The following is an 18678-nucleotide window of genomic DNA, read 5'->3' as shown; positions in this document are numbered from 1 at the left end:
ATGAGGCGAGGCGTGCGGATCGCGCTGGATATCGGAGATGCCCGGATCGGCGTCGCCAGCAGCGATCCGCACGGAATCCTGGCCACCCCGGTGGAGACGATCCGCCGGGGGCCCGGTGATCTGGGTAGGATCGCCGCACTCGCCGCCGAACTGGAGGCGTTCGAGATCGTGGTCGGCCTGCCGCGTTCCCTGTCCGGGGGCGAGGGACCGGCCGCGGTGAAGATCCGGGAGACGGCGAAGCAGGTGCAGGACTTGGTGCAGGTGGGGAACGCAGGGCTCGCGGTGCGCCTGGTGGACGAGCGGTTCACCACGGTCACCGCCGAGCGGATGCTGCGCGAGCGGGGGAAAAAGGGTGCCAAGCGGCGGGCCGTGGTCGACCAGGCCGCGGCGGTCGTGATTCTGCAACACGCGCTCGACCTCGAGCGGGAGACCGGGAACCCACCGGGGAGGGCCTTGTGACGAGACCGACGGTGGACGACGACGACCTGGACCTGGGGCTGCGTCCGGAGAGCCGCCTCGAGCGGCGCCAGAACCGCCGCAAGCAGCGGGCCCGCCGCGGCTTCGGCTGTTTCGCGGTGCTCATCTCGCTCCTGGTCGTGGGCTCCCTGGTGGCCGGCGCGGTGGTCGGCTTCGGCAAGGGCAAGGAAGCGCTGGAGAAGGTCTTCGCCGCCCCCGACTACGAGGGTGAAGGCACCGGCGTGGTCACGGTCGAGATCACCAAGGGCCAGAGCAATTCGTCGATCGCGGACACCCTGGAGAAGAAGGAAGTCGTCAAGAGCGCCAAGGCGTTCGAGCGGGTGGCCCGCAACGACAGTCGCTCGCTGCAGATCCAGGCCGCGACGTACACGCTGCGCAAGCACATGTCCGCGAAGGCCGCGCTCGAGCTGATGCTGAACACGGATGAGTCGATCAAGGTGCTGCGCTTCAGCGTGGCGGCCGGCAAGACCAAGGCCGAGGTGATCAAGATCCTCGAGGCCCCGAAGCTGAAGCTGCCGGCCGGTGCCGCGGCCGCCGCGATGGGCAAACCGACCACGCTCGGACTACCGGCGTACGCGCACGGCAACGCCGAGGGCTTCCTGTTCCCGGGCACGTACGACGTGCCGAAGGGTGCGACCGCGACCTCGATGATCAAGCAGATGACCGCGGAGTACGCGAAGAACGCGGCCGCGCTGAACTTCGTGAAGACGGCCCAGAGCAAGGACCTGGATCCGTACCGCGCGCTGATCGTGGCCAGCATCGTCCAGGGCGAGACGAACCGGAAGCAGGACTACGCGAAGGTCGCCCGGGTGATCTACAACCGGCTGCAGGCCGACATGCGGCTGCAGATGGACTCGACCGTGCACTACGCGGTCGGCCGCAGCGGCGGCGTCTTCACGACCGAGCAGCAGCGCGACGTCGATTCGCCGTACAACACGTACAAGTACAAGGATCTGCCGCCCGGCCCGATCAGCTCGCCGACCAAGGACACGATGCGGGCCGCGATCAACCCGGCCAAGGGCCCGTGGATGTACTTCACGCTGGTCAACCTGGACACCGGTGAGACCGCCTTCGCGACCACCTCGGCCGAGCACCAGGCGAACGTCGCCAAGCTCCAGGCGTGGTGCAAGGCCAACAAGGGCCGCTGCTGATGCGTTGTGCGGTCCTCGGGTCCCCGATCGCGCACTCGTTGTCGCCGGCGATGCACCGGGCCGCGTACGCCGCGCTCGGGCTGGACTGGCGGTACGACGCCTTCGAGGTGGCCGAGGACGAGTTGCGCGGGTTCGTCGCGTCGCTGGGTGACGACGTCCGCGGGTTGTCCCTGACGATGCCGTTGAAGCGGGTCGCCCTCGAGCTCGTGGACACGGTCGACCCGGTCGCGGAGCTGATCGGTGCCGCGAACACGATGCTGTTCGAGGCCGACGGATCGCGGTCCGCGCACAACACCGACGTACCGGGGCTGGTGAACGCGTTCGCCGAGCGCGGCATCACGGTGGCGGATTCCGCCCTCGTGGTGGGCGGGGGAGCGACGGCAGCGTCGACGCTCGCCGCCCTGCGCAGTATGAAGGTCAGCGAGGTGACCGTCGTCGTCCGCGACCCGTCGCGAGCCGAGCGGCTGCTCGACCTCGCCGCCGAACTGGGACTCCGGACTTCGGTTGCGGATTTTTCCCAGATCGAGCGAACCGGAGGGTTCGATCTGTGCGTCTCAACAGTGCCTGGTGGAGCAATCGATCCATGGGCGGACCACTTCGCGAACGTCGCCCCGGTGGTGTTCGACGTGGCCTACCACCCGTGGCCGACCCAGCTCGCCATCGCGGCGCACCGGATCGGTACAGAGCTGTTGAACGGGCTTGATCTCCTTGTGCACCAGGCGACTCTGCAAGTGGAGATGATGACTGGTAGGTCGCCGGCACCTCTGGCGGCCATGAGGGCCGCTGCCCGTGAGGAGCTCAACGATCGTGAGCCAGCTTGACCGCCGTACCGTTCTGAAGGCAGGCGGCGCCGTTGCCGCCATCGCCCTGACCACCGCTGGTGAAGCGCTGGCCAAGGCCACCGCCGCACCGAACTGGAACCGGCTGTCGAGATCGCTCCAGGGCGGCAAGCTGTTCATGCCCTCGACCCCCGGCTACGCCGCCGCGCATCAACTCTTCAACCCACGCTGGGATTCGGTGCAGCCGGCCGCGGTCGTCCGCGCCGCGAAGACTGCCGACGTGATCAGCACGATCAACTTTGCGCGGGACAACAAGCTCGTGCTGGTGCCGAAGGGCGGCGGTCACTCGTACGTCGGTGCATCCGTGATCAGCAAGGGCATCCAGCTCGACGTCGGTCCGCTGCGCGGCATGACGTACGCGAAGAACGGCGTACTGACCGTCGGAGCCGGTGCGTGCCTGTACGACGTCCACGCGTTCCTCGACAAGTACGGCCGCTCACTGCCGACCGGGACCTGCCCGACGGTCGGCGTCGCCGGGCTCACCCTGGGCGGCGGGATGGGGATCCACACTCGCGCGTGGGGTCTGACCTGTGACCGGCTGGTCGGGATGAGCGTGGTCACCGCCGACGGCAAGGCGCGCGTCATCAACACCAAGTCGGACCCGGATCTGTTCTGGGCGCTGCGCGGTGGCGGCGGTGGCAACCTGGCCGTTGTCACGTCGTTCCAGTTCGCGACGATCCCGGCCGCGAAGCTCGGGTTCTTCCGGCTGACCTGGCCGGAGGCTCGCGCGGCCGCTGTCGTCGCGGGCTGGCAGAAGTTCATCCAGAAGGCTCCGAGTACGGCGTGGGGCAACCTGCACCTCGATGCCAAGAGCAACGGAACCGTGTCGGTCCACGTGCTCGGTATCTCGACCACCGGCAACGCGGCCGCGGCGGCTGCCCAGCTGGAGTCGTTCGTCGGCTCGAAGGCAACCGCACGCTCGATCACCGTGAAGACGCACATGGAGGCGGTGAAGTACCTCGGCGGCGGCACGACCAGCCCGCGCACCGGGTTCCTCGCCGGTTCCGACGTACTGCGGGCGCCGATGAACGCCTCGTCCATCAACGCGCTGATCGGTGCGGTCAAGTCCGCAGCGCGCGCGAAGACTCCGGCCGCCGCGATCATCGACCCGCTCGGCGGGCAGGCCGCCAAGCAGCCGGCCGGTGGCGCGGCGTGGCCGTGGCGGTCCGCGCTCGGCGTCATCCAGTGGTACGTCGGGACGGCCGCGCACCCGTCGTCCGCTCAGCTCAAGGCCGCGCAGACCTTCATCGATCACGGTCACGGCGCGGTCCGCGCGTTCTCGGCCGGCGGCTACGCCAACTACGTCGAGGCCCGCCGCGGCGTCGCGACCTACTACGGCAGCAGCCTGCCCCGGCTGCGTGCGGTGAAAAAGAAGTACGACCCGCAAGGCTTTTTCCGCACTTCGTACACCTTCGTGTGACTAGTCTCCCGCCATGAAGCTGTGGCGGGTTGTTGCGGGAGTGCTGGCGCTCGGGTTTGTCGTGGCCGGGGTGACGCCCGCCTGGGCGTGCGCCTGCGGTGGATACTTGTCCGACGTGGAGTCGCGGGCCCAGGCGGCCGGTGAGAAGGCGCTCGTGCGGCACGACGGCCGCGGGACCGAGGAGATCACGCTGTCGATGGCGATCACCGGCGCGTCGAAGAAGGCCGCCTGGATCATGCCGGTCCCGAATCCGGCCAAACTCGAGCTGGCTGACACCGAGCTGTTCGGGCGGCTGCAGGTGCTGACCGCGGCGAAGGTCGTGAAGCGCACGACCTATTGGCCGTTCCGCGGTCTCCCACCGTTCGACCGGGACGGCGACGGCTCGGGCGAGGCCCCGACGGCTGCCGGTGGCGTCAGCGTTCGTGAGCAGATGACGCTCGGCCCGTTCGAGATCGCCCGCCTGGGTGGCAACAGCGCGACCGCGGTGACGGACTGGCTGCGGACGAACGAGTACGTCGTACCGGCGACGCTCGGTGCCAACCTGACGCCGTACCTGCGGGAGGGCTGGGAGATCGTCGCGGTGAAGCTGGCCCCGAAGTCGGCCGGTGAGAGCCTGACCGGCGCGACGCCGCCGTTGCGGCTGACGTTCGCGTCGGACAAGATCGTCTACCCGATGCGGTTGAGCAAAGGCGCGACCACAACGCAGTCGGTGACCGTGTACGTCGCGGCTCCGCATCGCGTCGACACCACCGCGCTGCCGGTCGCGGGCCTGCAGCCCGAGCTTCTGTACGCCGGTCGCGCCAACGACCCGGCGCTGCTGGCTCCGGCCGACTACCTGACCGCCTTCACGGTGATCTACCACGAGCCCGGCCAGATCACCTCGGACTTCACCTTCGCCAAGGCCGCGACCGACGAGCCGTTCCAGCGGGTCGTGTACGTCACCCGCAACGAGGCCGAGTTGAGCACGATCGGCATCCTGGTCGCCGTGGCGCTGCTGATCGGTGGCGGTTTTGTGCTGTTCCGTCGGCGGTCTAGGCTCCAGGACCGTGCCGGCTGACAACGCGTTGCTCGCCGCAGGGGCCGGGGTAGTCCTCTGTGGGCCGGCGGCGTTCGTCCTCGGCCCCTGGCTGATGCGGCGGATCCCCGAGCCCGCGCTGGAGGAGGGCGACGATCCCAAGATCCAGTACGCCGACCTCGCGGGCCCGCGCGCGGCGTACTGGTGTGGTGGCCTGGCCGCCGTCTCCGGCGGACTGCTCGGCTGGGCGCTTGGCACTTCCGAGGGGCTTGTGGCCTGGTTGCTGCTCGCGGTGGCCGGTGCGGTGCTCGGGTACATCGACGCGCGGACGCGGTATCTGCCGTCGGCGATCATCTGGCCGTCGTACGGCGTGGTTGGGGCGGCGCTGGTCGCGGCGGCGCTCGTGTCGGGGGAGTGGGGCTCGTTGCGGCGGGCTGCGATCGCGGGACTGATCGGGTTCGGGGTGTTCTACCTGCTGTGGTTCGTGTTTCCGCGCGGGGTCGGATTCGGCGATGTGCGGTTGTCCGGGTTGCTGGGGATCGCGCTCGGGTGGCTCGGCTGGGGTGAGTTCGCCAGCGGTCTGTACGGCGGGTTCTTCCTCGGCGCGGTGGTCGGGATCGTGCTGATCGTGGCCAGGGTGATGACGCGGAAACAGATGGTGCCGTTCGGCCCGTTCATGCTGATCGGCGCGCTGGCCGGGGTGTTCGTGGGGGCTCCGCTGGAGCGGCTGTACACCGGATAGGGGATGGCACTGCTCCACCGGATGGCTGATGTGGGCGGACCTTGAATCTTCGTAGGTTCTAACCAGCCGAACGAAGTGGGGAGAACGTCATGCCAATCAGCCGCCGAGGCTTACTGGCCGGCACCGCCGCAACCGGAGCCGGACTCGCGGTCCCGATCACCAGCGCTTCCACCGCATCTGCTGCTCGGAGTGCTGTTGCTGCGGGAGAGAAGATCCGGCCGGGCGACGTGCGCTACGCCGACCTGGTGCAGCGCGGCCAGAACAAGCGGTTCACCGCCAAGCCGGAGTACGCCCGGGTGATCCAGTCGACCGAGGACGCGGTCCGCGCTGTCCAGGACGCCGTACGGGCAGGGAAGCGGATCGCGGTCCGCAGTGGCGGGCATTGCTTCGAGGACTTTGTCGACTCCAGCGAGGTCCAGGTGCTGCTCGACATGTCGACGTACGACGACGTCAGCTTCGACGAGCGCTATCGCGCCTTCTCGATCGGAGTCGGCGCGACGCTGGAGAAGGTCTACAAGGATCTGTTCTACGGCTGGGGTGTGACGCTTCCGGCCGGAGGTTGTCTCGGCGTGGGAGTCGGCGGTCACTTCGCCGGGGGCGGGTACGGGCCGTTGTCGCGGAAGTACGGCTCGGTGGTCGACCACCTGTACGGCGTCGAGGTGGTTGTCGTCGACAAGCACGGCCGCGCTCGCTCGGTGGTCGCGACCCGCGACAACGCCTACCAGGACCTGTGGTGGGCGCACACCGGCGGCGGTGGCGGGAACTTCGGTCTGGTCACCCGCTACCTGATGCGGTCGGCCGGCGCGACCGGCCGGGACCCGTCGGAGTCGTTGCCCAAGGCCCCTTCCGAGCTGCTGTCGAACCTCATCGTCTACGACTGGAAGACGATCGGAAAGGCCGGGTTCGTCCGCGCGGTCCGGAACTTCTTCGACTTCTTCGAGGCCAACAACGGCGCCGATTCGCCGTACGCGACGTTGTACAGCCCGTTCATCCTGTCGACGGCGTCGACCGGTGGCTTCCTGATGTCGAACCAGATGGACGCCTCGGTCCCGAACGCGGCCGGCCTGCTGAAGAAGTTCACCGACGCGATGATCGCCGGCCTGGACCCGGCACCACAGGTGTACGGCGGCGCGGCCGGACCGTTCATGCTCACCACGATCCAGCGTTCGATCGCGGCCGGGCCCAGCACGACCCGCAACAAGTGGAAGGCCGGCTACCTGCGCAAGGGTTACACCGACGCGCAGATCGAGACCATGCACGCGCGGCTCAACGACGCGAACAACACCGCCGCGGAAACCTCGATCCTGCTGATCCCGTACGGCGGCAAGGTGAACACGGTCGAGCCGGACGCGACCGCCACCGCGCAGCGCGACGTGATGGCCAAGATGGTGATGACCGTCAGCTGGAACGACGCGGCCGAGGACGCCAAGCACCTGGCGTGGGCCCGGAAGACGTACGCCGACATCTACGCCGGGACCGGGGGAGTGCCGGTGCCGAACGCGACCAACGCCGGGTCGTACATCAACTATCCCGATGTCGATCTGGCCGATCCGGCGTACAACAAGTCGGGCGTGCCGTGGCACGACCTCTACTACCTGGGCAACTACCCGCGGCTGCAGCAGGTCAAGGCCACCTGGGATCCGCGGAACGTCTTCCGGCACAAACTTGGGATCCAGCCCGCGTGAAATGGTCGTGAGAGACCGGTGAGATGTCTCCCCCGGAGAGTGGCAGGACGCGAAGACCACCCTCGGGGGAGACAACTCTCATGACGTTTCGACGTATCCATCCGGCCGCCGGCGCGGTGCTGGCCGGCCTGGCTCTGACACTGAGCGGCTGCTCGGATTCCGGTCCGGCCGCTGCCGGCAAGCAGCCGACCATCCAGCAGCCGACCACCCAGCAGTCCGCGCCGAAGGCACCGACCGGTGACGGATCGGCGGAGGGCTTCTGCGCGGCCGTCGAGACCGGTGGCGGGGTCGATCTGGGCCAATGGAATCAGCCGCAGAACGACCCGGAGCTGCGGGCCAAGCTGATCAAGCGATTCGAGGCGCTGGCGGACGCGGCCCCGGCCGACCTGAAGCCCGCCATGCAGGACGTCGCCGCGGGCTACGGGCTGGTCTCGTCGGGCAAGGTGTCGGAGGGCGACCAGGCGACGATCACCAAGTTCGCCACCGCGATCCAGACGCTGAACAAGTGGCTGCAGACGAACTGCCCGAACCTCAAGCTGCCGACGGCGGGCTGAGCGATGCGGATCAGAGCGCTGCTACTGGCCGGGTTCGAGCTCGGCCTGCTGGTCCCGATCCTGGCCGCCTGCTCAGGCACGACGGCCCCGACCGGGAATCCGGCCCTCTCGACCAGACCGCCCACTCCGACCACCGGTTCGGCGACCGCCTCCACCACCTCCAGCGGCCCATCACAGGGGAACGGGCCGTTGCCGGCGGCGTGTGCGGCGCAGTCGGTGCCGGCGCTGTGCGTGACCTTCAACCTGACAGGGGCGACCACGGTGACAGGGTCGAACTGGGTGTACGCCGAGATCCCGGACGCGAATCTGCCCGATTCGACCTGCCCGGAGTACGGCGCCAGCACGCTGGAGTCGGACGAGCCCGGGCTGCCGAAGGTCACCAAGGTGATCGGCAGCCAGTCGGTGGAGGCGACATTCGGCGCAGACAAGGCCGGTGACGGCGCCGGCCTGACCGGCGCCGCGGCCGGCGGATCGATCGTGGTCGACGACGTGACCTACGAGGCCGAGGACGGTACGGCGAAGATCGACCTCAACCGGGACGGCTCCGGCAAGCTCGTACTGCCTCGGCTGGTCGGCGGCTCCGGCAGCCTCTCCGGCAGCATCAGCTGGCGCTGCATCGACCCGAAGGAGTAGTCCCTACGAGCTCGGGTAGCGAGCCGCGAACCCTGGGTGCGGCTCCGTCCGGCTGAATTCCTCCACGAAGTCGTCAGCCAGCTGGAGGATCACCGCACGGCCCTCGACGGTGGAGGCGAGCTCCGCGGGCAGCGCCGCCTCACCGTGCAGGGCACCCAGGATGTTCCCGCAGATGGCTCCCGTGGAGTCGCTGTCCCCACTATGCGTGACCGCCAACGCCAGTGCGTCCAGGAACTGCTCCGGCGCCGGGTAGGCGAGGGCGACGTAGACCGCGATCGCCAGTGCCTCCTCGGCCACCCAGCCGCCACCCAGGTCCTCCAGCCGCACCGGCCCACGCCGAGCCGCGGCGAGCGCCGTACTGGTCTCCTCATGCCCTTCGTGGCGAGTCAACAGGTCGGCAGCCGTATCAAGCGCCGCATCCAGCTCGGCACCACCGCAAATCTGATGGATGATCGCGGCCAGTGCGCCGGACGCCAACTTCCCGGTCGGATGACCATGCGTGTACCCCGCCGCCTCGGCCGCCGCATCGAACACCCACTCAGTGCTGAACGTCTCCGGCAGCAGCCCGAACGGCGCCACCCGCATCACGCCGCCGCAGCCCTTCGAGTTGTTCACCGCCTGGACGCCGTACTGCGTGATCCGCGGCCCGCCATGACGCGCTCCGCGCAGTGCGCCGAGGCAGGTGTTACCCGGGGCGCGGCGGGCGTACAACCACTGCTCCGCCTGCAACCAGCCGTCGCGCTCGCCACTCGGTGCGGATCGCTGCTGGGTGTCCAGCCAGCGGTCGTAGGCGTGGTGGACGGGAGCCAGAGTCAGCCCCAAACCGCGGTCTTTCCGGACGCCGGCCCGAATCAGCCCTTCGATCGTGAACAGCGTCATCTGGGTGTCGTCGGTCACGGTCCCGGGTGGCCAACCGGCGTCTCCGGTCACGAACGTCCGCAACAGCTGTGGATGCTTCTTGAGGATCTTCCGCCCGCTCTCGAACTCCACCGGAGCCCCCAGTGCGTCCCCGATCGCCCCGCCCAGCAGAGACCCCCGCACCCGGCCCCGCCACGTCTCCAGCGCCTCACGATTCATGTCAGGACCCTATCGATGGTGGTGCCAGCGCTACCCCCAAGACGGGTTTCAGCGCCAGTTCGCAACCATTCGCGCGCTCCTAGGGTCGTTAGTACCAACAGACGACCGGCAAGGAGCGCACGATGACCACCAGATTCCGTCGGAACGCCGCCCGCGTGGCCGCCGCGGCACTGGCCACCACCGCGCTCACCGGCGCCGCTCTCGCCGGCGCCTCCGCCGCCACCGCCACCACCGACTGCGCCGCGTCCCCGATCGTGAAGACCTTCGACACCGTGCTGAAGTTCCGCAACGGCTTCACCTCGGACTCCACCACCGGCACCACCACCTGCCCCTGATTTGCGGATATCTGTCCAGTCTGTCTAGACTGCTGTCTCGAGGTGATGGGTGATGGGGTTCGGGATCGGGAGACTGCGCCAGAGTCACTGGCAACTGCAGGAAGCGAAACAACAGTTCAGTGAGTTGATCCGGGCCGTCCGAGCCGATGGCCCGCAGTTCGTGACGAAACACGGCGAGGAGGTTGCTGTCGTGCTGGACATCGCCGAATACCGGCGGTTACTCGGGGAGGACCAGATGAGTTTCAAGGATTTTCTGCTGACAGGGCCTGACCTGAGCGTGCTCGAGATCGACCGCTCCGACGCTCCGGCGCGGCAGGTCGACTTCGAATGAGTTGCTTCCTCCTCGACACGAACATCGTGTCCGAGCTCCGCCGTCCACGGCCGGACACCGGGGTGGTCGACTGGATCGACGCGGTCCGGTCGAGCGATCTGCGCCTCAGTGTGCTGACCGTTGGTGAGATCACGCAGGGGATCGAGCGCCTCGCCCTGCGGGACGTGCGGCAGGCGAAGGCGATCGCCGAGTGGCGCGACCGCCTGGTGAACGGGTACGGCGATCGCATCGCCCCGGTGTCCCGCGAGGTCGCGGAGGCCTGGGGCCGGCTGAATGCCTACCGCCCGTTGCCGGTGATCGACGGGTTGCTGGCGGCGACGGCCGTCGTCCATGGCTGGACTCTCGTCACCCGCGACTCCGACGCCGTGACCGGCATCGGCGTGAAACTGCTGAATCCGTTCTCCGCGCCCAGCTGAGACCGGCGTCCGGCGGGCGGGGCGGGCGTGGGAGGATGGCGGCATGCTGCGCTGGCTCACCGCCGGCGAGTCGCACGGACAAGCGCTCGTCGCCGTACTCGAAGGTCTTCCCGCCGGGGTTCAGGTCACCACCGATGATGTGGCCGATGCTCTGGCCCGTCGTCGGCTGGGTTATGGCCGTGGTGCCCGGATGAAGTTCGAGCGGGACGAGGTGACGTTCCTCGGCGGATTCCGGCACGGGGTGACCATGGGTAGCCCCTGTGCGATCCAGGTCGGGAACACCGAGTGGCCGAAGTGGCAGCAGGTGATGAGCGCGGATCCGGTGGATCCGGCGACGCTTGCCGACCTCGCCCGGAACGCGCCGCTGACCCGGCCGCGGCCCGGTCACGCCGACCTGGCGGGCATGCAGAAGTACGGGTTCGACGAGGCCCGGCCGGTGCTCGAGCGGGCCAGCGCGCGGGAGACCGCGGCACGCGTCGCACTCGGCGAGGTCGCGGCCCGCTTCCTGCGCCAGGCGTACGGCGTCACGATCGTCAGCCACGTCGTCGAGCTCGGCACGGTGAAGGCGCCGTACGGCGTGATCCCGTCGTACGCCGATGTCGCCAAGCTGGACGAGGATCCGGTGCGCTGCCTCGACCCCGACGCGAGTAAGCAGATGGTGGCCGAGATCGACGCCGCCCAGAAGGCCGGTGACACCCTCGGTGGTGTCGTCGAGGTCGTCGTGGACGGTCTGCCGCCGGGGCTCGGCAGCTACGTGCATTGGGACCGGCGGCTGGATTCGAAGCTGGCCGGCGCGCTGATGGGCATCCAGGCGATCAAGGGTGTCGAGCTCGGCGACGGGTTCGAGCTGGCCCGCACCCCGGGATCGAAGGCGCACGACGAGATCGTCGCCGAGGACGGTGTGGTCCGGCGCACCAGCGGCCGCTCCGGCGGGACCGAGGGCGGGATGAGTACCGGTGAGACGCTGCGGGTCCGGGCCGCGATGAAGCCGATCGCGACCGTGCCGCGGGCGCTGCGCACTATCGACACCAGCACCGGCGCGGCCGCGGCTGCGCATCACCAGCGCTCCGACGTGTGCGCCGTACCGGCGGCCGGGATCGTCGCCGAGGCGATGGTGGCGCTGGTGCTCGCCGAGGTGTCGCTGGAGAAGTTCGGCGGGGACTCGGTGACCGAGACCGCGCGCAACCACCAGTCGTACCTGGCAGCGCTGCCGACCACGATCACGCCGCGGGAGTGGACCGAGCAGTGAGCCCTGTCGTTGTTCTTGTCGGTCCGCCCGGTTCGGGCAAGTCGACCATCGCCGCTCTGCTGGCCGAGCGGCTGCAGGTCGCGCACCGCGACACCGACACCGATGTCGAGACCGCTGCGGGCAAGCCGATCTCGGACATCTTCGTCGACTCCGGTGAAGAGCATTTCCGTGCCTTGGAGCGCGCGGCGATCGTCGCCGCGCTGACCGGTGACGGTGAGGTGCTGTCGCTGGGCGGCGGCGCGATCCTGGACCCGGCAACCCGCGCGGACCTGGCCGGGCACACCGTGGTCTTCCTCGACGTCAGCCTCGGTGAGGCAGCCAAGCGGGTCGGGCTGAGCGTCGCCCGCCCGTTGCTGCTCGGCAACGTCCGCACGCAACTCCGCACCTTGATGGAAGCTCGCCGTCCCCTGTACGCGGAGGCCGCCAAGCTGACCGTGCTCACCGACGGCAAGACCCCCGAGCAGATCGCAACTGAGATCCTGGAGCACCTCGGATGACCGATCACACCCGGATCCGCGTTGCGGCGGCGGCGCCGTACGACGTTGTCATCGGCAACAATCTGCTCGGTGAACTGCCCGGGCTGCTGGGCGAGGGGGTCCAGCGGGTCGCGGTGATCCACCCGCGCGCGCTGCGGACCAGTGGTGACGCGATCCGCGACGACCTGGTCGGTTCCGGGTTCACCGCGCACGCGATCGAGATCCCGGACGCCGAAGAGGCGAAGTCCGCCGAGGTGCTGGCGTACTGCTGGACGGTCCTCGGGCAGGCCGGGTTCACCCGGTCGGACGCGATCGTGTCGATCGGCGGCGGGACGACCACCGACCTGGCCGGGTTCGTTGCCGCGACCTGGCTGCGCGGCGTCAAGGTCGTGCACATCCCGACCACTCTGCTGGGCATGGTGGACGCGGCCGTCGGCGGCAAGACCGGCATCAACACGGCCGAGGGCAAGAACCTGGTCGGTGCCTTCTGGGAGCCGGCCGGTGTCCTCTGCGACCTCGCCGCCCTGGAAACCCTGCCCCGCAACGACTACGTGAGCGGTCTGGCCGAGGTCGTGAAATGCGGCTTCATCGCCGACCCGGTCATCCTCGACCTCGTCGAGAAGGACCCCGCCGGTGCCTCCACCCCGGCGTACGACGCGACCGCCGAGCTGATCGCCCGCTCCATCCAGGTCAAGGCCGACTCCGTCGGCGCCGACCTCCGCGAGCGCACCACCACAGCCGGCGGCGCGATCGGCCGCGAGGCCCTCAACTACGGCCACACCCTCGGCCACGCCATCGAGCGCGCCGAACGCTACAAGTGGCGCCACGGCGCCGCCATCAGCATCGGCATGGTCTTCGTCGCCGAACTGGCCCGAGCCGCCGGCCGCCTCGACGACCCCACCGCCGACCGCCACCGCGCCGTACTGGAGTCCCTCGGCCTCCCCACCAGCTACCGGGCCGATGCCTGGCCGCACCTCCAGGACGCGATGAAGCTCGACAAGAAGACGCGCGCCGACCGCCTCCGCTTCGTCATCCTCGACGCCCTGGCCAAACCCGCCATCCTCGAGGCCCCCGACCCCAGCCTCCTGATCGCGGCGTACGGCGAAATCAGCTGACGCACCGGACCGCCTACTGGCCGGCGACGAAGTCCGCCTGGTAGTCGCGCGCCCACTGCAGGTACGAACGGCTGGGCCGGCCGGTGAGCTTCTCGACGGTGTCGTTCACTGGCGCTGGATCGTCGATATGCCGGGCCCAGTCGTCGAGGAGCGCGTCTGCCGGTGCGTACGGACCCATTGCCTCCCGGGCCGCGTCGATGGACAACTCCTGGTACCGCAACGGCCTTCCCAGCGCTTCGCCGAGCAGCTTGATCTGCTCCGCGTGAGTCAGGGATTCCGGGCCGGTGATCCGGTAGATCTCGCCGGCGTGCCGCTCGTCGCTCAGTGCCTCGATGGCGACGGCAGCGAAGTCGGCCGGGTGGATCGGCGCGTCGGCGGCATCGGCGTACGGGCCCCGGACGACGTCACCGGTCTTGACCTGCGCCGGTACGTCGAAGGCCCACTGGAGCGCGTTGGACGCGGACAGCTCCAGCCGCAGGAACGTCCACTCCAGCCCGGACTCGCGGAGCTGCTGCTCGATGGCGTGATGGAACTCGGCGACGGCATGCGGCTGCTCCGGCGCCTCGTCGCTGACCGATCCGGACGACTGGAAGACGATCCGGCCGACGCCGGCGTCCTTGGCGGCGGCGATGAAAGCCGGCGCGAACCCCGGGACGACCGCCAGCAGGAAGATTGCCGACACGCCCGCCATCGCCGATCGCAGCGCGGCGGGATCGCCGAGGTCGCCCGCGACGACGTCGGCGGCGGCCGGGAGCCCGGACTTCTCCGGGTCGCGGGTGAGGGCACGGACGGGCCGGCCCGCGGCGACGAGTTGCTCGACGATCGAGCGGCCGACGGGAGCGGTGGCGGCGGTGACCAGAATCATGATGTCTCCTTGGCTTGCAGCGGTGGCTTACAGGGAGGTGAGATCGATCGCGGCGGCCAGCGCCGCGAGGCCGGCGTCGTTGGGGTGCAGGGCGTCCCCGGCGTCGTAGCCGGCCCGGAGCGCGGTGGGGTCGGCCGGGTCGGCTAGGACGGCGGCGAAGTCGACGACCGCGTCGTACTCACCACTGGTGCGGATCCACCGGTTGACCTGCTGGCGGACGAGCTCGCCGCGCGCCGAGTCGAGCATGGAGCCCTTCATCGGCGTGATGGTGCCGCCGACGATCCGGACTCCGTGCCGGTGCGCGGCGGTGATCAGTTGGCGATGCCCGGCGATCAACTGGGCCGCGGTCACGTCGGGGTTGAAGCCGAGATCGTTGAGCCCCTGGCTCACGATCACCGTGCGAACGCCGGGCTGGCTGAGCACGTCGTGGCGGAACCTGTGCAGCGCGCTGACGCCGCAGCAGTCCGAGTCCGCGAGCAGCCGATTGCCGGAGAGCCCGGCGTTGACCACGCTGAGCCGCCGCCCGGAGGCCGCCAGCCGCTCGGCGAGCTGATCCGGGTAGCGGTTGTCGGCGTTCCGGGTGGAGCTGACCCCGTCGGTGATCGAGTCGCCGAACGCGACGACGGCCGATCTGGTGGAGGTCCCGGCGACGTCGACACCCGTCAGGTAGTACGACGAGTGGCTCTCGTCCTGGAAGGCCCCGGCACTCGGGTCCGCCCGGTGATCACCTGACGCCCGGTACGTCGTCGCGGCGGCGGACTCGTGGAAGGTGGCGGGCCCGGTGGGCGTCGCGAAGTACAGGGTGATCGTGAGGCGTTCGAGCGCGGTGGTCCGCAGCGGGGTGGCGTCGCTGACGGCGTCCTGGCCGGCCGGTACGGCGACCGAGGGCACGTGCCGGAACGTCAGATTGCGCGTCGTGCCCGGCACAGTCGAGGCGCCTGGCCCGGCCTTGGCGACGGTCGCGCCGGTTAGCCGCAGCGGGCCCGTTCCGTACCGGTTCGACAGGCGGACGCGGAGTTGGGAACCACCGGCGCTGATCCGGACGACCTGCCGGAGCGAGGAGTTCGCGAAGCCGTCGAGCGACCAGTTGCCGCCCTGCCAGGTCGCTCCCATCGGGCGCTGGACCGCGCTGGCCCAGGTGCCGGTCCAGCGGTCGGTCCGGGCCGCGCCGTCGGTGGCGGTGGCGGTGGCGGTGGCGGGAGCGGACAGGGCGGCGAGGATGCCGGTTGCGAGGAGGGAGCCGGTCAGACGGTGGATTCTCATACCGGCAAATCTGCCGTGCTCCGGGCCGCCGGACATCGACAGAACTGTCAGGTTCGGCCGCCCTGCCCTTTACTTTGCCGGCCGCTGCTCTTTACGCCCGGGCTGGCATCATGACTGCGTGACCACCCGCGCAACGAGCCCCGTCCTCATCGGGCGGCACACCGAATCGGCGGCGCTGGCGGCGGCATACCGGGTCGCGGTGGCGGAGGCGGCCACCTTCGTCGTCGTCGCCGGGGACGCGGGGATCGGGAAGTCCCGGCTGGTCCGCGAGTTCGCCGCCGGTCTGGAGGGCGCCCGCCGGGTCACCGGCGAATGCTTGGAGCTCGGGGCGGACCAGTTGCCGTTCGCACCGTTCCTCGCCGTACTGCGGCGACTGCGCCGCGACCTCGGCGTGGGGGCGATGCGGGAACTCCTCCCGCCGGGTGATCTGAGCCTGGCGCGATGGCTCCCGGACCTGGGACGGGCGGCGGTCGACCTGGATCCGCTCGAGGGCAGGACGCGGCTGTTCGAGGAGCTGCTCACGCTGCTCGAGCGACTGGCGGCGGACCGGCCGCTGGTCGTCGTACTGGAGGACCTGCACTGGGCGGACCCGGCCAGCGTCGATCTCCTCGCGTTCCTGGTCCGCAATCTCGACCAGGCCGGCCTGCTCGTCATCTGCACCTATCGGTCCGCCGACGTCGGGGCGACCGACCCGCTGCGCCCCGTCCTCGCCGACCTCGCCCGGCGGCCAGGTCATCACTTCATCAATCCCGGGCCGTTGAGCGCGGCCGAGACTGCCGAGCTGCTGACCGGCCTGCTGGGCAGTGAACCCGACCGGGGCCTGGTGGCGCGGATCCACGATCGGAGCGACGGGAACCCCTTCTTCATCGAGGCACTGGCGGCGGACCCCGCCGGCGGCACTCCCGCTCCGTTGCGAGACTGGGTGGCTGCGGAGCTGGCGAAGCTCCCCGACTCCGCCCGCTCGGTACTGCGCGCCGCCGCGGTGGCCGGTCACCTCGTCCCGCATGCCCTGCTGATGGCCGTGGCTGGGCTGACCGTCACGGACCTGGAGCCGGCCCTGCGCGAGCTGGCCGAAAAGCAACTTCTGGTGGTCGGAAGCGACGGGTACGCCTTCCGCCACTCGCTGCTCCGGGAGGCGGTGGTGGACGACGTACTGCCCGGCGAATGGCAGCGACTCAACGCCCGGTGTGCCGAGGCGATAGCAGCGGACCGTTCCTTGGTAGCTCAGCCCGACGCGGAGCTGGCGGCTCGTTGGGAGGCTGCGGGCGAGCGTGCGCGAGCTCTGGATGCCGCCTGGAACGCGGCCGCGGAGGCCGAGCGGTCTTTTGCCTACGAGCAGCAGTGGCGGATGCTCGAACGGGTGCTGAGCTGGTGGAACGAGGTCTCGGAGCCGGAGACGCGGCTCGGGGCTTCGCGAGCCGAAGTACTGCAGCAGGCCGCGGAGGCGTGTGCTTCGGCGGGTGCCTTCGAGCGAGGCATCACTCACGCGACTGCAGCGCTCGCCTCGACCGGGCAGAACGCGCTGCGCGCCCGGGCACTCGCCACCCGTGGCTTCCTCAGTCGGCGAGTTGGTCGCGACGGGGACGCGGATCTGGAGGCTGCGCTGGAGGTGCTGCCCGCCGATGCGCCGGTCGAGTTCCGCGGACGACTCCTGGGCTCGCTGGCGATCAACGCGAGCCGGTGGAACGGGGATCCGCAGCAGAGCGCGCAGTACGCCGCCGAGGCGCTGCGAATCGGCCGCGAGCACGGGCTGCTCGGCGTACAGGCGACGGCGTTGCTCGCCTCTGGGCGGACTGCTGGGCTCGCGGGTAACTCCGCCGAGGCACTGCGGCTGTTTCGGAGCGCCGGTGAGCTGGCGAAGGCGGCCTCGTATCACTACACCGCCCTGACTGCGCTGCTGTCCGAGGCCTACACGCTGATGCTGTCCGGCGACTACGCACAGGCGGCAGTGGTGGCCGGGGAGGGGCGCACGCTGGTCTATCGGGTGGGGCAGGGGCGTTCCAGGGGTGCTGATCTGGCCGCAGTATTGGCTCAGGCGCTGTGGCTGTCGGGCCGGTGGCCCGAGGCGAAAGAGGTTATCGACGACGCGCTTGCCGAAGACCCGCCTGCGGCGATGGCAGGTGTGCTGCTCGACCAGGCGGCGGAGATTGCTCTCGTTCAGGGAGATCTGATCGCGGCCCAGCAGGCTGTGGAGAAGTCGACGCCACTGCTCACCACTGCGGCCGGGCGGGAGACGTTGCCCGTGTACGTGGCTGCGGTCCATTGCCGGGTCGCCCTCGCACAGGGAGATCTGGTCACCGCGGACCGGATCCTGACGGAGGCTCTGGCCGACCCCGCCATTTCCGTGGACCCCTGGTCCGTGCTACGCGCAGGAGCGGAACTGCTGCGCAGGCTGACCGGCCGGCCGGACCAGCTCGCGTCACGCTGGGCGGAGCTCGACGCGCTGGCCGGGAAGTCCCCGACCAACCGTCCAGCACTACTCGCCCACCACCTGACCTTTACCGCCGAGCTCACCGGTGATCTGGCTGCGTGGGACGCTGCGGTCTCCGCGTGGCGGGAGGTCGCGCAGCCGTATCAGTTGGCTTTGGCCTTGTTCGGCATGGCGGAGTCAGCGGTGGCTGCCGGGCAGCGGGTGGCGGCGGAGGAACGGCTTCGGGAGTCCGCCGCGCTGGCCCGTGAGCTCGGTGCGGCCGCGCTCCTTCACGAGATCGAGCAGCTGTCCGTGCGCGGTCGGCTCGACCTCGCCGTACCGGAAACACCTCAACCGGCGGTGGATAGACCATTCGGCCTCACCAGCCGCGAGTTCGACGTACTGCGGCTCCTCACCGCGGGTCGCACCAATAGTCAGATCGCCACCGAACTCTTCATCTCCCCGAGCACAGCAGGCGTCCACGTCTCCCGCATCCTCGCCAAGCTCCACGTCTCCCGCCGTACCGAAGCGGCCGCCGTAGCCCACCGCCTAGCCCTCTTCTAGTTGGGTGGGAAGTTCGCGGGGTTCGGCGTCCAGCCGCGCTGAGAGAGGCAGAGAGCGCGTT

Annotated in this window: 19 protein-coding genes; 16 read left to right on the top strand and 3 right to left on the bottom strand. The window is 69.7% G+C overall.

What is annotated here, in order from left to right; translation table 11 throughout:
- From ruvX to ACFCV3_RS14435, 9 genes are all read left to right on the top strand, one after another.
- Entirely contained in the window at nt 1-459 is a 459-nt protein-coding gene (gene ruvX, locus ACFCV3_RS14475) for a Holliday junction resolvase RuvX (RefSeq protein WP_376030238.1), read from the top strand.
- Nucleotides 456-1628: an endolytic transglycosylase MltG gene (mltG, locus tag ACFCV3_RS14470; protein ID WP_376030236.1), complete on the top strand. Its 1173-nt coding sequence runs from the start codon at nt 456-458 to the stop codon at nt 1626-1628. The genes ruvX and mltG overlap by 4 nt, the downstream gene beginning before the upstream one ends.
- Entirely contained in the window at nt 1598-2449 is an 852-nt protein-coding gene (locus tag ACFCV3_RS14465) for a shikimate dehydrogenase (protein ID WP_376030234.1), read from the top strand. The genes mltG and ACFCV3_RS14465 overlap by 31 nt, the downstream gene beginning before the upstream one ends.
- Entirely contained in the window at nt 2436-3887 is a 1452-nt protein-coding gene (locus ACFCV3_RS14460) for an FAD-binding oxidoreductase (RefSeq protein ID WP_376030233.1), read from the top strand. Before ACFCV3_RS14465 ends, ACFCV3_RS14460 begins: the two co-directional genes overlap by 14 nt.
- Nucleotides 3888-3900: 13 nt before the next feature.
- On the top strand, nt 3901-4944 hold the full coding sequence (locus ACFCV3_RS14455) for a DUF2330 domain-containing protein (RefSeq protein ID WP_376030231.1): 1044 nt from the start codon (nt 3901-3903) through the stop codon (nt 4942-4944).
- Complete coding sequence (locus tag ACFCV3_RS14450) at nt 4934-5644, top strand: prepilin peptidase (RefSeq protein ID WP_376030229.1); 711 nt, start codon at nt 4934-4936, stop codon at nt 5642-5644. The genes ACFCV3_RS14455 and ACFCV3_RS14450 overlap by 11 nt, the downstream gene beginning before the upstream one ends.
- 89 nt (nt 5645-5733) lie before the next feature.
- A complete protein-coding gene (locus ACFCV3_RS14445; RefSeq protein WP_376030228.1) occupies nt 5734-7329 on the top strand; it encodes an FAD-binding protein in 1596 nt (531 codons plus the stop codon).
- A gap of 80 nt (nt 7330-7409) precedes the next feature.
- Nucleotides 7410-7883 (top strand): hypothetical protein, encoded by a 474-nt coding sequence (locus tag ACFCV3_RS14440; RefSeq protein WP_376030226.1) that lies wholly within the window; start codon nt 7410-7412, stop codon nt 7881-7883.
- Nucleotides 7884-7886: 3 nt separating this feature from the next.
- Complete coding sequence (locus tag ACFCV3_RS14435; protein WP_376030224.1) at nt 7887-8516, top strand: hypothetical protein; 630 nt, start codon at nt 7887-7889, stop codon at nt 8514-8516.
- 3 nt (nt 8517-8519) lie between these two features.
- On the opposite strand, the gene ACFCV3_RS14430 is transcribed toward ACFCV3_RS14435, so the two are convergent.
- Nucleotides 8520-9593, bottom strand: coding sequence for an ADP-ribosylglycohydrolase family protein (locus ACFCV3_RS14430; RefSeq protein WP_376030222.1), 1074 nt, complete (start codon nt 9591-9593; stop codon nt 8520-8522).
- Between the two features lie 122 nt (nt 9594-9715).
- Between ACFCV3_RS14430 and ACFCV3_RS14425 the strand changes: the two genes are divergently transcribed.
- Genes ACFCV3_RS14425 through aroB form a run of 6 tightly spaced genes read left to right on the top strand, consistent with a single transcriptional unit; the run spans nt 9716 to nt 13515 of the window.
- Complete coding sequence (locus ACFCV3_RS14425; RefSeq protein WP_376030221.1) at nt 9716-9928, top strand: hypothetical protein; 213 nt, start codon at nt 9716-9718, stop codon at nt 9926-9928.
- Nucleotides 9929-9980: 52 nt separating this feature from the next.
- Nucleotides 9981-10259: a type II toxin-antitoxin system Phd/YefM family antitoxin gene (locus ACFCV3_RS14420; protein ID WP_376030219.1), complete on the top strand. Its 279-nt coding sequence runs from the start codon at nt 9981-9983 to the stop codon at nt 10257-10259.
- Nucleotides 10256-10675 carry a type II toxin-antitoxin system VapC family toxin gene (locus ACFCV3_RS14415; RefSeq protein ID WP_376030217.1) on the top strand — a complete coding sequence of 140 codons (420 nt, stop codon included), beginning with the start codon at nt 10256-10258 and terminating at the stop codon, nt 10673-10675. The genes ACFCV3_RS14420 and ACFCV3_RS14415 overlap by 4 nt, the downstream gene beginning before the upstream one ends.
- A 43-nt stretch (nt 10676-10718) precedes the next feature.
- Nucleotides 10719-11924, top strand: a complete 1206-nt coding sequence (gene aroC / locus ACFCV3_RS14410; RefSeq protein ID WP_376030216.1) for a chorismate synthase — start codon at nt 10719-10721, stop codon at nt 11922-11924.
- Entirely contained in the window at nt 11921-12421 is a 501-nt protein-coding gene (locus ACFCV3_RS14405; protein ID WP_376030214.1) for a shikimate kinase, read from the top strand. Before aroC ends, ACFCV3_RS14405 begins: the two co-directional genes overlap by 4 nt.
- Nucleotides 12418-13515: a 3-dehydroquinate synthase gene (gene aroB, locus ACFCV3_RS14400; protein ID WP_376030212.1), complete on the top strand. Its 1098-nt coding sequence runs from the start codon at nt 12418-12420 to the stop codon at nt 13513-13515. Before ACFCV3_RS14405 ends, aroB begins: the two co-directional genes overlap by 4 nt.
- 13 nt (nt 13516-13528) lie before the next feature.
- On the opposite strand, the gene ACFCV3_RS14395 is transcribed toward aroB, so the two are convergent.
- On the bottom strand, nt 13529-14380 hold the full coding sequence (locus ACFCV3_RS14395) for an NAD(P)H-binding protein (protein WP_376030210.1): 852 nt from the start codon (nt 14378-14380) through the stop codon (nt 13529-13531).
- Nucleotides 14381-14407: 27 nt separating this feature from the next.
- Complete coding sequence (locus ACFCV3_RS14390; protein WP_376030208.1) at nt 14408-15643, bottom strand: SGNH/GDSL hydrolase family protein; 1236 nt, start codon at nt 15641-15643, stop codon at nt 14408-14410.
- Nucleotides 15644-15761: 118 nt separating this feature from the next.
- Between ACFCV3_RS14390 and ACFCV3_RS14385 the strand changes: the two genes are divergently transcribed.
- Nucleotides 15762-18617: a helix-turn-helix transcriptional regulator gene (locus ACFCV3_RS14385; protein ID WP_376030207.1), complete on the top strand. Its 2856-nt coding sequence runs from the start codon at nt 15762-15764 to the stop codon at nt 18615-18617.
- The last annotated feature ends 61 nt before the right edge of the window (nt 18618-18678 follow it).

This window comes from Kribbella sp. NPDC056345 (genome assembly GCF_042262745.1).
Classification (GTDB): Bacteria; Actinomycetota; Actinomycetes; order Propionibacteriales; family Kribbellaceae; genus Kribbella.
Note: the sequence above shows the minus strand (reverse complement) of the source record. Positions and strands in the feature narration are given on the sequence as shown.